At 37.3% G+C, this 14545-nt stretch carries 12 protein-coding genes; 10 read left to right on the top strand and 2 right to left on the bottom strand.

What is annotated here, in order from left to right:
• Positions 1-16: 16 nt before the first annotated feature.
• The 4 genes from RGQ13_RS15125 (at position 17) to RGQ13_RS15110 (ending at position 2281) form a co-directional block, all read left to right on the top strand.
• On the top strand, positions 17-517 hold the full coding sequence (locus tag RGQ13_RS15125) for a ParB N-terminal domain-containing protein (protein ID WP_348390577.1): 501 nt from the start codon (positions 17-19) through the stop codon (positions 515-517).
• 101 nt (positions 518-618) lie between these two features.
• Positions 619-1020: a hypothetical protein gene (locus RGQ13_RS15120; RefSeq protein WP_348390576.1), complete on the top strand. Its 402-nt coding sequence runs from the start codon at positions 619-621 to the stop codon at positions 1018-1020.
• A gap of 121 nt (positions 1021-1141) precedes the next feature.
• Positions 1142-1525 carry a DUF6573 family protein gene (locus RGQ13_RS15115; protein ID WP_348390575.1) on the top strand — a complete coding sequence of 128 codons (384 nt, stop codon included), beginning with the start codon at positions 1142-1144 and terminating at the stop codon, positions 1523-1525.
• A gap of 498 nt (positions 1526-2023) precedes the next feature.
• Complete coding sequence (locus tag RGQ13_RS15110) at positions 2024-2281, top strand: hypothetical protein (RefSeq protein ID WP_348390574.1); 258 nt, start codon at positions 2024-2026, stop codon at positions 2279-2281.
• Here the strand turns inward: RGQ13_RS15110 and RGQ13_RS15105 are convergent, their stop codons facing one another.
• Together RGQ13_RS15105 and RGQ13_RS15100 are read right to left on the bottom strand one after the other, a co-directional pair.
• Positions 2282-3592 (bottom strand): DUF3427 domain-containing protein, encoded by a 1311-nt coding sequence (locus tag RGQ13_RS15105; protein WP_348390573.1) that lies wholly within the window; start codon positions 3590-3592, stop codon positions 2282-2284.
• A 482-nt stretch (positions 3593-4074) separates the two neighbouring features.
• On the bottom strand, positions 4075-5571 hold the full coding sequence (locus RGQ13_RS15100; protein ID WP_348390572.1) for a DUF1254 domain-containing protein: 1497 nt from the start codon (positions 5569-5571) through the stop codon (positions 4075-4077).
• Between the two features lie 303 nt (positions 5572-5874).
• Between RGQ13_RS15100 and RGQ13_RS15095 the strand changes: the two genes are divergently transcribed.
• The 6 genes from RGQ13_RS15095 (at position 5875) to metH (ending at position 14457) form a co-directional block, all read left to right on the top strand.
• A complete protein-coding gene (locus RGQ13_RS15095; RefSeq protein WP_348390571.1) occupies positions 5875-6279 on the top strand; it encodes a hypothetical protein in 405 nt (134 codons plus the stop codon).
• 55 nt (positions 6280-6334) lie between these two features.
• Complete coding sequence (locus RGQ13_RS15090) at positions 6335-6772, top strand: hypothetical protein (RefSeq protein WP_348390570.1); 438 nt, start codon at positions 6335-6337, stop codon at positions 6770-6772.
• A gap of 105 nt (positions 6773-6877) precedes the next feature.
• The gene (locus RGQ13_RS15085) at positions 6878-7627 is read left to right on the top strand and encodes a hypothetical protein (protein ID WP_348390569.1); all 750 of its coding nucleotides are present in this window, start codon (positions 6878-6880) and stop codon (positions 7625-7627) included.
• A 908-nt stretch (positions 7628-8535) separates the two neighbouring features.
• A complete protein-coding gene (recA, locus tag RGQ13_RS15080) occupies positions 8536-9564 on the top strand; it encodes a recombinase RecA (protein WP_348390568.1) in 1029 nt (342 codons plus the stop codon).
• A gap of 234 nt (positions 9565-9798) precedes the next feature.
• A complete protein-coding gene (gene metA / locus RGQ13_RS15075) occupies positions 9799-10710 on the top strand; it encodes a homoserine O-acetyltransferase MetA (protein ID WP_348390567.1) in 912 nt (303 codons plus the stop codon).
• 48 nt (positions 10711-10758) lie between these two features.
• Positions 10759-14457 carry a methionine synthase gene (gene metH, locus RGQ13_RS15070; RefSeq protein ID WP_405054201.1) on the top strand — a complete coding sequence of 1233 codons (3699 nt, stop codon included), beginning with the start codon at positions 10759-10761 and terminating at the stop codon, positions 14455-14457.
• Positions 14458-14545: the final 88 nt, after the last annotated feature.

Here is a 14545-nt window from a genome sequence, read left to right as displayed (position 1 = left end):
TGGCTTTAGGTTTAAAATGAAGCCTCGTGAGTTTTTTCCAAATATGCCTGATGAGGTTTTTGAAATATGGTTAGCACCATTAATTGAAGGTAAAGGATGGCCATTCAAAACTGTTGAAGATGATTTACAGGCCACTAATTGGCGCTATGTATTAGGCATTGATTTCACCTTGCGGCAATGGATTGATTGTACGTGGGAATTAATCGATATTAATTTGCCTCAAAGTAAATTTACAAATGGCAGTATTTCTATGGCCACGGCTATTGTTGGTAATGCCGCTTATGGCAAACTAACCGACACCGCTAATGTAGAAAATACCAAAGAGAGATTTCAGTCATGTGTTTCCTATATAAAAGAGCATGGAAATATTCCGACGCCTATAATTCTTACAAGGATAAATGATGGTTTTAGTGTAATGGATGGTAATCACCGTTTGGCAGCTATACTTTTTACCGTTAACCCTTTAGATATAGTAATTAAAGCTTGGGTTGCAAATATAAACCTAACAATAGTTTAAAGCGGGACTGCTAACAGTTTGCTCTGTTTCGCTTCGGTACACATTTTAGCAAACTATTATCACCCCCTTAAATGGGTGTTAGGCATTTTAAGGAGAATTCAGTGCTTGAGTTTTTAGTAACAAAATTAATCGCTCTAATGGGGCCTATTGCTACTTTATCTAAAGAAAAACGTGAATTGAAAGATAGCGCTTTACGAGCAATATCAACTGCACTTCAAGAAACAAAAATATATTATCGCTCTCTTGATTCTGGCTCTGAACGAAATCAAGAAACAGAAGCTCAATTAGTTAAATATTGGGGCGCAGCGGCAATACCAATAAGGCATATTGATGAAGAGCTAGCTATGGCTTGTGAACACAAATCAGAATACTGGTTAAACCCTGATAATTGGTCTAACGAAGAAGTAAAAGAATTCGGCATAAAACTTCAAGATGTAACAGTTGCATATAGACAACTAGCTATGCCAAGCATTGCCAAAGCTAAGCGTTTCAAAAAGGCCTAACAGGTCATTCAAAAGGACAAAAAACAGTTGGTTTTTGCTCCTTAGTCGATAACTTTAGCCAACTATTTCATAGCTCGTTATTTGAGCGTGATGCGTTTTCACCAAAAGGATAATATCGATCATGGATTCAGAGCTCATTGATGTGTCAGAAACTGCAGCGGATGTAGGTTATGGCTTCAACACAATAGGCGCGCCCGTCTTTTTAACACAGAAGTTGTGGAATTTATGTGTGCATTGGGAGCAAAAAAACACTGATGAACAAGGTTTTCAAGAGCAAAATGCACGTCTTTGGGATGTTCTTTTCATTTGCGGAACTTCCCTAGAGTTGAATTTGCAGAGTTTCTTTAACTCTATGAGTCATCAATACAGTATCCTTGTTATTCCAAGGGATGGAACTTCCACAGCCCCTGTTAGAGCGCAATTGGAGGCATCAGGTAATTCTGAACAAGGGACGCTCGAGATCGATCTAATTGATCTAGTCCCAAACGAAAGTGAAGCATGGTAACGAATACAAGTTGCTAAAGTTCATTCGTAAACTCATAGTGAAAATTAACAAAGCGTTATCGATAAAAAAGCTAATCCGTATACAATCTTTTTAATATAGAAAATATGCAGCAATGTGGCACTCGACAACAGTCCAACCCGTTTGGTCTACGATTGACCTTAAGCCGGCTAGGTTAGCTAATCAGCCTCAAGATCTTACGTTTGATCTTCTTAATGAACAACCAAATCTTGATTGAATATATACGCTTGAACTTCTCTATCAACGATTCAGGTTTATAGTTTGGGCTGCTTGGGCGGGCATATGTAACGAATATAGGTACCGGTTCGTATTTAGGTTTTTCTGTTACGTCAGGGGTCACATTATTATTTGGATCCATGCTCTATCACTTATCCATTTTTGATGATTAAAACATAACACACCAACTCCACTTGGCCTAATTTGATAGTTACAAGCATTCTGCTAGGCTTAAGGCTCCGTAAACATAAAGGACAAGCTCTTATGGATAAGCCAATCAAAGTCCCCGTGACTTTAGTACAAACATGGATATCACTCGTAAACGGCAATTCAGAGCCATTTGTGAAGTCATCTAGCCTAGATAAGATAATCTGTCACTTCGGAAGTTTAAAGCAAGCTGAAGCACATGTAGCGATGAATAGTGAATGCCCAGAAGATGAGCTACTCATTCTTGAACGAAAGAAAGCTCGCATGTTTGGCACTCAATTGAAGCTAAAGGCAAAGCACACATATTGGTTATAACTATATAAGCTTCGCTTTATAGGTTTGAGGCTTTAAAGTTAGCTTTTCATCAAATGGTGCTTGTATGCGTCTAACTTTACTACCACTCTTGTATTCAAGATTGTAGACTCTATAAATCCAATAACTAGAACCATACTCTTTGGCTTTTTCAACTTCATTGTCCGTTATATAAAAATCCGAATACAAACTACCTGTTGTTGTTTTAACTTCAATCTGAATAGGGTTACTAGTACTGTGATCGAAAGAAAGTATATCGTACCCAGCAGAGTCATCAACAGATGCTATGTATTGGATTTTATTAGCTAAGTCCTCGCAGCCGGCTTCAATCAAACGGTGACGCTCAAACTCCAATATAAGAGCCTCACCAAGCATGCCTATTTCATTTTGTCTTAACCATTTAGCTTCCCAATCTACTTTATTGGGCTTAGCCCTCTTCTTTGACGTTTTAGGTTTGGTAGCTTTAGGCCTTTGCTTATCATCCTCTACAGGAACTAACTTAGGGAGAACTTTACCTACAAAGGGCTCGCTCAAGTAACTATCAAATTTTTCAAGTACTCTATTGGGAAAGTATTTATTCTCCAACTCCCAATTTATATTAACGGGCTCGCTGCTCTTGGGGTCATAGCTGTCAAACCTGACTTTACCAAAAAATGTATAGTCATCATCTTCGGTAGGTCGAGAAAATAACAAGATATGATTATTATGATGATCAAAATTTATAAAATGTTTTATCATTGGATCAGATAATTTTTGCTTTGATTGTGACAACCAGAACAAATATCCATCTTTGCTCAATTTATCATGATAAACATTCGACCCTTTCAATGTTACTAAAAAAGCAAAATCACCTAAACTAGGGTTCAATCTTACAATACCTTGTAAGCCCCACTTACCAGAACCAACAGTGAAATTTGAATCAGCATCAAAAATATTATGTAAGTCTAGTCGTGAATATTCAGCATAGGTGATCAACTCTTCCCTGGCTTTGGTAAGATATTTATCTACAATCTCGTAATCTAATAATTCAAGCAGCCTGAAACAATCAGAGCCTTTACCACCACTAAAGTGACTTGCAAGGATAGGTTCGCCTAAGTAATTACTAACGGCCAGACCCAATATCGCTTTTGGTGGGTAAAATTTACCTTCGATCTTTAAGTCAAAGCCTGTTGAGGGCCCATAACTTTCGATTAACCCATCTTTAAGTTCGTACTCTATTACAGCATTGTTTATATAGTCCGACGTCATCCCCTCTATGAGTCGATAAAACTTTAGTATCCTTCCTGATGTACCTATTGTAAGTTTGCTAGTCATTACTTATCCGTATTATTGATTGATCAAAAAACGCTTTATTAGCTAAATTAGTTGCGTAAAACTTTAACTATGCTATCCCTACTTGATATAGATTATCAAGTTAATGCTGCAAAGTTGACATTAACTTATTGAAAAGGTTAATGTCTCCATAGAGCGAGCAGCGGACGGGTTGCGATTCAATACTGTAGTCAATTTATGCCACTTTGCTGACGGTTTGGTTTGGGCTATTGTTCTTCAAGGTCCACTTAAAATCTTAATACTGGCTTACGATGGAAACTATAGGAGATTCCAGAAAGCAGACGTTTGAAACTTTTAAGTTCCGGCTTTCCCGTTATTCGATTTGGTTCTAAAAAGGAAAGCAAAATGTCAGGCTTGATCCGGTCGTTCAGTGCCAAGTATAGTCTTTTAAGCTCAAATAGAGTGATTATTGCTCTATATTGAGTCAGCCATGAAAGTAAATTGACCTTCATGGCGTCTCATTTTTACTGTTTGATTAAATCGCCTATCATGTATTTTCGGTCATGCCACTCTTGAGTTGGAGAGTACATTCTAAACATCACGAAAAAACCTTTATTTGATAGTGTCTGCACCCAATTTACTTTGCCTTCTGGCTTAGTAGGTGAAAAGGTGACTGTTACTGAGCCGTCTTGATTTTTTGCAACTTCACCTGTGCTATCAAATCCACCTGAACGCTGCTCTGTCGGCAAGATGCTACGAGTTTGGTTGTCGTATACCATAAAGCTCCAAAAACGTTTCATTGGTGGGGTAGGTGGTAAGGTAATAGTATAGGTTTCATTACCGTCTAGGGCTGCGCCTTTTTCGTCTTGCGTAGTAACAAGATAAGAGCTTCCCGCACCATCAAATTGTGCTGTCATTAATGGCGTGATACCTGTCGCTATGTAATGAAAGGCTGTTTTATCATCAATAAATACTTTGCCGTCTTTGGTAAACTCGTGAGACATGGTGCTACCAAACGGTAAAAACCAGTTTCGATCGTCACCATAAAAATAAACGTCTTTATTGGTAGGGCGGAACGCTTCATTACGAGCATGAACATTAGCAATACCAGCGGCTTCTTTTAATGCTGCTAGTTGCTCTCCTTGCGGGTTAAATTCTTTTCCTTTCTCAATACCGATTTCTGCAATTAAACCTCGGTAGTGTGAGTCGCCTGCGGTAATAGGCTCGTACTGAATGACTGCATTTAGTTCGCGATAAAAGTCTTCGTTGTTAGCGTGAATCGTATTATATTTCACGCTACTAAAATCGATGAAGTCCATCTTAGGCTCTTGTCCTAACGGATGCATTTTAAACGTATCTTTAAACTGTTTTACATCTTTTGTGCTATTTAAACGCATTGGCACCCAGTTTCGATAAGTTGGCGTTTTCAGTACAATAAAGCCACTAGGTATTTCACCTTCAAAGCTGTCATGTACTAATAAATATTTACCACCTTTGCCTTTATCTTTTGGGTTGCCTAAACCAATATCACCGACATATTTGAAAAAAGCATCATCGACCAGCCCTAAAACTGCGCTGTTTATATCTAAAACAACAGGACCATTTTTTACATCTACTTCAATAGAGATATAAGGTGTTGTTGAATTTGGAGTAAGCCATAAACTATTTTTATCTATTAAACTTTCACTGATAAGTACCGATTGATTAGCTTTTCCACCAAGAGACTTACCACCTTCTAGCATGGCATGCATTGAACTAATTGGAATACCATCGACAAACGCATTAACAGCACGCTGTACAAACATGTAGCGTTGCACCTTACTCATGGTTTCATCGGACGGGTAACCATCTGTAAAATTTAAATCACCAACGGCTTGAGTTCTTACAATGTTTGGCGTGGTAATATTCTCTGGAACAGAAAGGCTGTTTACACTACTAATAGATTCATTTTCTGTACTTGAACATGCGACTTGAGTCAATGCGAGTAAACTGAGTGTTAATACGGATTTTCTTAGATTCATAAAATTACCTTATAAAGAGACTTACACAAATATTGTTACATTACGCTAATGTACTGCTATCAGCATGTATAGAGTTTAGCTTATAAGCTGAGCTTATCTAGTATGCATACATCCAAATTGCGAAATATCTTGCAAGTTTTTTAACTTCCGCTTATCGCTCTAAGCGGTCAGTGACGACCACAAAAAACTTGTGTAATTACAATAACATCATGTATTGTATGTTTACAAATAATTAACACGACTCAAGGTCTGTTAAGAGCGACAAGCGGAAGTAAAAAAATAAAAATAAATTAAAGGATTAATATGAAAACGTTTATCATTACAACATTAGCTTTAGCAGTTTCTTTGTTTAGTTATACCTTCGGTTATCACCAAGGTGGGAATGATGTAGCTACGATGGAACACGTATTAAAAGGTAAGGCAAGCTTGATACTCTGTAAAGACAGCGCATCTACTGCCTGTAAGCGGTTCCATAGTTCCAGTGTCCGTTTAGCTGTATCAAGTCGTGTAAAATATGGCGAGCAGCTTTCACCATTAGCACCCTATATAAATCCTTTCTATGAAATATTTAACGATAATACATCATCTATAAAGGATGAAATTACAAAGAATGGCTATTCTGTTATCTGTGGTGATTTGTCTGCCCTTAATAACGAAGAGTTGTTTACATCCTGTAATGCTAATGTCGATGAATTCATGAATTTATAAGTTATGTCCATTAGACTAATTTGAGCGATAACCCGCCTGTTACAATAAGAATAATATGAAATATTTCGCATTAATATTAATGCTTCTATCAACATCAGTAATTGCCTGTTCATCGAGTAAGCAACTTGAGGAACTTCCTGCTTTTTCTAAGGTATTGCAATCTTCTGCTACTGAAAAAGTAGATGGTATAGCTGTATTTGTCCCAACAATAATTGAAGGGGCAACCGCAACAAAACTTCGAGTATCATTTTTTGAAAACGAAGAGCTAATCCTGCAAACGTCGGTCGAGCTTGATGAAGTCTTGAAAGACGATGAAGAAATGTACAATGAAGTAGATTTAAACGGGTATAGCGTTGGATATCTTTATGCAGATAGAACTCAAATAAAGAATATACTTTTAACTACTAGTTATGAGTTTCCACCTACCAAAAGCGGTGGGATTATAATGTGTGGTCCAATGCGAAGTTATAAATTACACGAGTTAATGAGATAAATTTAGATAAAATTAATAGTCACAAATTTGACCTTAACATCTTGAAAAGGTTAAGGTCTCCTGAGAGCGATATATAGTCTTTCAATACAGGTTAAAGGGATTTAAATGCAACTAAACCACCTAAATACCAAAGTAATTCTAGATGGCACAATTAATCTATTAAAGACACATAAGAGCACCCTAATAAAATACCTTCTAGTTCCTCTTACGTTTTTAGCTATTCTAGAGCTATATTTATTGCCCGACTACGTACCACATGCAAAATCAGCATTAGGATTTCTGTATTTATTAACCAATGTCCTTATATTTTTAATTTACGCTAACGTAGCTATTACTATCCACCGAGCATTGATTGTTAATAAGCATGGAAACTTTCCAAGGTTGGGGATAAAACTAGGCTTAACAGAATTTAAATACATGTTAGCTATATTAATAACCTATCTTTTTCCTTTCGCTTTCTATTGGATTTCAAGTGATTGGGCTTATTCTTTAGCTTTAGATGGTTACTCAGAAGATACGCTTAGAGTTATTTATAAAGCGTTAAAATTTTCGACGGAGTTATGTTTCATTGTTGTACTCTCTTTCTGGGGATTAGCTTTACCACATATTGCGATTAAAAATGAAATTTCACTTTCTCACGCATTGAGCTTATCCAAAGGTTCTAGAGGCGCGATGTTTTTGAGTATGCTGTTTGTTGTATTAATAACGGAAGCTATATATGTTTTATTTTCGGAATTTTATTATGTAGATTCCATTCTATTGTTATTGCTAGATTGGGTGGCTTTTACTTTTATTGGAGTATTTAGCGTCGCAATTCTTTCGGCTACTTATAGGCACGTAAATATCGAACATTAGCAAATGCTAATGGGCTGTTATTGGCACTGAAGGGACGGATCAAGCCTGGTATCCCGCCCTCAAACACACCTTGTTTTAAGATCGAAACCGAATAAGCCAAGAAACTAGGATTTGGATGTTTCGAACGTCTGCTTAGGAGAAATCGACTTAAATTCTTCCGAAAGATCTGAGTCGTTGTTTATGCGAAGCCTGCATATCCATAGGCCAAACCAAACCGTCGGCAATGTGGCATAACCTGAACTAAGTTATTGATTGCTCTACTTCCGCTTATGGCTGAAGCAGACCCTCAGAGTATCAACCTTAACAACTTCAAACCAATCAATAGACCATCACTAAAATGAATAAAACACTTACTGGCTATAATATTGTGACATTAGCGAATAATTTGGTTTTTAGTGTAGGTTGGGGTGTGGGTTTTTTATGTAGCCGGCTTTAAGGCTCTATATGGAGGCTTTAACACCCTGACGCATCATCGGAGTATGATTTGATTGCGCGAAAAGATCGTCTGTCATTTATTAGCTTTTGTATTTATTAAAGTTATTCTGAGAACGGCAAATTAATTGAAAAATAGATAAAATAGGCCGTGATTCATAGTATATATGGATGGTAAAATATTATTACTCGAAGCGCAAAGCAAGATATCAATTAATACCAATATAACTACCCGTTAAAACCACTGTATAAAAAATTAGAATTTAAAGTTTAAGTACTGTTTAAATATTTATTTTAATAAACGTAACAGTAATATCGATACGGAGTTTTTGTTTTAATTACTTATAAATCAAATTGTTATGTTGGCTTTTTTGGCGTTAGATAAAAAAATATTAATTAATGGTTGATACTGTACGATTATACAGTATACTAATTCCATAACTACTGGATAAATAGAAAAACATTGGAGATTTTTAATGGACGCAAATAAAGAAAAGGCATTATCAGCAGCCCTAAGTCAAATTGAACGTCAGTTCGGTAAAGGTTCGATCATGAAACTAGGAGATAACCAAAGCATGAACGTAGAAACTATTTCTACCGGCTCACTTGCTTTAGATGTTGCTCTTGGTGCTGGCGGTTTGCCAATGGGTCGTGTTGTTGAAATCTATGGTCCTGAATCTAGTGGTAAAACGACACTTACTTTAGAAGTAATCGCTGAAGCACAGCGTAATGGTAAAGTATGTGCTTTTGTTGATGCCGAGCATGCTCTTGACCCAATTTATGCTGAAAAACTCGGCGTAAACATTAATGAGTTATTAGTGTCACAACCAGATACTGGTGAACAAGCTTTAGAAATTGTTGATATGTTAAGTCGTTCTGGTGCGGTAGACGTAATTGTAGTCGATTCTGTTGCTGCTTTAACTCCTAAAGCTGAAATTGAAGGCGACATGGGTGACAGTCACATGGGTCTACAGGCTCGTATGTTGTCACAAGCAATGCGTAAGCTTACAGGTAACCTTAAGCAATCTAATACTATGCTTATCTTTATCAACCAAATCCGTATGAAAATTGGTGTAATGTTTGGTAACCCGGAAACAACTACAGGTGGTAATGCGCTTAAGTTTTATGCATCTGTTCGTCTAGATATTCGTCGTATTGGCGCGGTTAAAGAAGGGGATGAAATTACCGGTAATGAAACCCGTGTTAAAGTTGTTAAAAACAAAATTGCTCCTCCGTTTAAACAGGCTGAATTCCAAATTTTATACGGCCAAGGTATTAACAGTTTAGGTGAGCTAATCGACTTAGGTGTTAAACATAAAATGGTTGAAAAAGCTGGAGCATGGTACAGCTGTATGGGCGAACGTATCGGTCAAGGTAAAGCTAATGCAACCAAGTATCTTGCAGAAAACACTGCTATGGCAACAGAATTAGAAGCTAAATTGCGTGGTCTATTACTAACTACAGCTAAAGATTCAGAAGAAGAAGTTGTTGCTGAAGTTGAATAATATTCAATAAATCATTACTTATTAAACCGCTCATTGAGCGGTTTTTTTTTACTTCATGGATGATGAAATGCAAACTGCCATGGATGGCAATAAGTTTGTACTTGTGGATATTATACTGAATCTTGAGAATTAAAATAATATCTATAGTTTATTTAGACGTCTATACGTTTAGATGTTGACATTTCTATTTGGTTGGGTAGTATTAAGTTTTTGCTCTACTTTAGGTTAAATCTAATGCCGATTAAAATCCCTGATCAATTACCAGCCCTGGCAGTTCTCGCTAATGAGAACATATTTGTCATGTCTGAAAATAGGGCTGTTAATCAAGAAATTCGACCTATGCAAGTAGCAATATTAAATTTAATGCCAAATAAAATTGAGGCTGAAATTCAAATATTGCGCATGCTGTCAAATACACCGTTACAAATAAATATTGAATTTGTCCGTTTGCACTTAAATGAATCTAAAAATACACCGAAAGAGCATTTGGATGAGTTTTATTGCTTATTCGATGATATAAAGCATAAACACTACGATGGTTTAATCGTAACTGGTGCGCCTTTAGGTCAGCTTAGTTACGAAGATGTTTCTTATTGGGACAAAATAGTAGAAGTTTTTGAATGGTCTCAAACAAATGTCACATCAACTATGTATTCATGTTGGGCGGCGCATGCTGCGCTATACTACCGCTATGGTTTAAATAGAAAATTACGCACCAAAAAGCTTTCCGGTGTGTACCGACATCAAACATTAGATTCTATGGAACCGCTAACTCGAGGTTATGAAGAAGAGTTTTCTGTTCCTCATTCACGCTACGGTGAAATTGATAGAACAATTTACCAAAGCGTAAACGAACTAAATGTTCTAGCGGAATCAGAACAGGCGGGGGTATATCTGGTTGCTACAAAAGATAAAAAACATGTATTTGTAACAGGGCATCCTGAATACGATGCTTGTACATTAGCTGATGAATACCAAAGGGATATAAAAGCCGGTGTTGAAACTTTCATACCTGAAAATTATTTTAAATTTGACGATGTGAGTTTGGCCCCTAAAAATAAATGGCGTAGCCATGGCTGTTTATTATTTAGCAATTGGCTGAATTATTATGTTTATCAAATTACTCCATACAACCTTGAAAATTAGCACTGTTAAAGTTAGTACAAGCAGCAATTATCAAATTCAGACCCAGGAATTATTACGGTGAAATCTCCAACAAGTATTTTATTAGAACAACAATTACAAGACCGAATTTTAGTGCTAGATGGCGCCATGGGCACCATGATCCAAGATCATAAATTTGAAGAGCAAGATTATAGAGGCGAGCGTTTTGCCAATTGGCATTGTGATGTAAAAGGTAATAATGATTTATTATCAATTACCCAGAGCGAAGTGATTAAAGATATACATCGTCAATATTTGCTTGCTGGTGCTGATATAATTGAAACTAATACTTTCAATTCTACCACTATTGCCATGGCTGATTATGATATGGAAGATATCAGCCGCGAGATAAATTTAGTATCAGCACAAATAGCTCGTAAAGTAGCAGATGAAATTAGCTTAACAACACCAGATAAACCACGCTTTGTTGCCGGTGTGTTAGGGCCAACGAATCGTACATGTTCTATTTCTCCAGATGTAAACAATCCTGCATTTCGAAATGTTAGTTTTGATGAACTAAAAGATGCCTATATTGAATCTATCAACGCCTTAATAGAAGGTGGTGTAGATATAATCATGCTAGAAACTATCTTCGATACACTAAATGCTAAAGCAGCTGTTTTTGCAGTTGAGCAAGTGTTTGCCGATATAGGGTACCGACTACCTTTGATGATCTCAGGCACTATTACAGATGCTTCAGGTCGAACTTTATCAGGGCAAACAACAGAAGCATTTTATAACTCATTACGCCATGCTAACCCGATTTCCTTTGGTTTAAACTGCGCGCTAGGTCCGGTTGAGCTTAGACAGTATGTAGAAGAGTTAAGTAATATTTCCGATTTCGCCGTTTCAGCTCATCCTAATGCCGGCTTGCCGAATGCTTTTGGTGAGTACGATTTTACCGTAGATGATATGAATGAACATATTGTTGAATGGGCTGAATCTGGTTTTTTAAATATAGTTGGAGGTTGCTGTGGTACTACACCTGCACATATTAAAGGTATAGCGGACAGCGTTGCAAAAATCACTCCACGTAAAATCGAGCCTAAAAAGATTGCCTGTCGATTATCTGGATTAGAAGCACTGAACCTTGATGAGAATAGTTTATTCGTTAACGTTGGTGAACGCACTAATGTTACTGGTTCTGCCATATTTAAACGCTTAATTACCGAAGAAAAATACGATGAAGCTATTGCCGTAGCTCTCCAGCAAGTTGAAAATGGTGCACAAATAATCGATATCAATATGGATGAAGGCATGCTCGACTCCTATGGCGCAATGGTTAAGTTTTTAAACTTAATTGCTGGTGAGCCTGACATCTCAAAAGTACCTATTATGCTTGATTCCTCGAAGTGGGAGATTATGGAAGCAGGCCTTAAATGTATACAAGGAAAAGGCATAGTTAACTCTATTAGCCTAAAAGAAGGCGAAGAAGCATTTAAGCATCACGCTGAACTTGTCCGTCGTTACGGTGCTGCGGTAATTATCATGGCATTTGATGAGGTTGGCCAAGCAGATACTAAAGATAGAAAAGTTGAAATCTGTCAACGAGCTTATCGAATATTGGTTGAAGAAGTAGGATTTCCGCCAGAAGATATAATTTTCGATCCTAACATTTTTGCTGTTGCAACAGGTATTGATGAGCATAATAACTATGCCGTAGATTTTATTGAAGCCACTAAAATCATCAAAGAAACATTACCACATGCGATGATCTCTGGTGGTGTATCAAATGTGTCATTTTCATTTAGAGGTAATAACCCTGTACGAGAAGCTATACATGCGGTGTTTCTATACCATGCCATTAAAAATGGCATGGATATGGGTATTGTAAATGCTGGGCAATTAGCTATTTACCAAGATATACCAAAAGATTTATTAAAAGCTGTTGAAGATGTTATCCAAAACACAGACGAAGACGCGACAGAGCGATTACTAGAGGTAGCACAAGAGTATCGTGGACAAGGTGGAACCAAAGCTGCAGGAGCTGATTTAAGCTGGCGCGAGCTACCGGTAATTAAAAGGTTAGAACACGCGTTAGTAAAAGGCATTAATGAATTTATCGTTGAAGATACGGAGTTAGCTAGGCTTGAAGCCGAGCGTCCAATCGATGTTATCGAAGGACCATTGATGGACGGGATGAATATTGTCGGTGATTTATTTGGTGAAGGTCAAATGTTTTTGCCACAAGTGGTTAAGTCTGCACGAGTAATGAAGCAAGCAGTGGCTCATTTACAACCATATATTGAACTTGAAAAGACTGTAGCTAGTAGCAACGGTAAAGTGTTATTAGCAACGGTAAAGGGTGATGTACATGATATAGGTAAGAATATTGTTGGTGTTGTCCTGCAATGTAATAACTATGAAGTAATTGACCTTGGCGTTATGGTATCTTGTGAGAAAATTTTACAGGTAGCACGCGATGAAAACGTTGATATTATCGGTTTGTCAGGGTTAATTACCCCATCATTAGATGAAATGGTGCATGTTGCCAAAGAGATGCAACGGCAAAACTTTGATTTGCCGCTATTAATTGGTGGTGCGACAACGTCTAAAGCACATACCGCGGTTAAAATTGAGAAAAATTATGATCACCCGGTAATTTATGTACCCAATGCATCTCGTTCAGTTTCTGTGGTCAATTCACTACTAACACCTGAATTGAAAGGTGCATTGGTTGAACGTACAGAGAAAGAATATGAAACAGTACGACAACGTTACGCCAAAAAAGGCCCTCGTACTGATTTATCATCCCTAAAAGATGCGCGAGCAAATGCGTTTCCGCTTAGTTTTAAGCACTATACGCCTGCAACACCGAAGGAATTAGGCGTAACAGTATTAGATGATATTGACTTGAATGTGGTACGAAACTATATAGACTGGACGCCATTTTTCCTAACTTGGCAGTTATCAGGTAAATATCCAAAGATTTTAGAACATGAACTGATTGGTGAAGAAGCAAAGAAATTATTCGCAGATGCCAATGCAATGCTTGATGACGTTATCAACAATAAAACCTTAAAAGCAAAAGCTGTATTTGGTTTATTCCCTGCACATAGCGTTGGCGACGATATTGAAGTATTTACTGATGACACGCGTAGTGATTTATTAAATATCCTCTGCGGTTTACGTCAACAAACTAAGAAACAAACAGGGCAGTTTAATCGTTGTTTAAGCGATTATGTTGCTTCAAAAGACTCTGGAGTTAATGACTACGTTGGGGCTTTTGCCGTATCTTCAGGTTTTGGTGCCGATGAATTAGTGCAAGAGCATGATAGTAAGCACGATGCCTATAACTCTATTTTATTAAAAGCAGTTGCCGACAGACTTGCTGAAGCAACTGCCGAGTATCTTCATGAACGAATTCGTAAGGATTACTGGGGTTATGCAAGTGATGAAAACCTAGACAACGAAGATTTAATTCGTGAGAACTATCAAGGTATTCGTCCAGCACCAGGTTACCCCGCATGCCCTGAACATACTGAAAAGGGTACTATATGGCAATTGCTTGATGTTGAAAACAACATCGGTATGGAATTAACAACAAGTTATGCTATGTGGCCAGGTGCTGCAGTTAGCGGTTGGTATTTTGCTCACCCAGATAGTAAATACTTTGCAGTTGCTAAAATTGATAGAGAACAAGTTGAAAGTTACGCAACTCGCAAAAGCATGAGCATTGCTGAAGCCGAGCGTTGGTTATCACCAAACTTGGGCTATGATCCGGATTAAGCGTAAAATTTATTAACAATATTAAAAAGGACCTTAAGGTCCTTTTCTCGTTTCCAGTAGTATTTTTTTTATCCTAATATAGGTAGAA

The organism is Thalassotalea psychrophila (assembly GCF_031583595.1).
Classification (GTDB): domain Bacteria; phylum Pseudomonadota; class Gammaproteobacteria; order Enterobacterales; family Alteromonadaceae; genus Thalassotalea_A; species Thalassotalea_A psychrophila.
The sequence above is the reverse complement of the archived record's forward strand: the minus strand, read 5'-3'. Positions and strand labels throughout refer to the sequence as shown.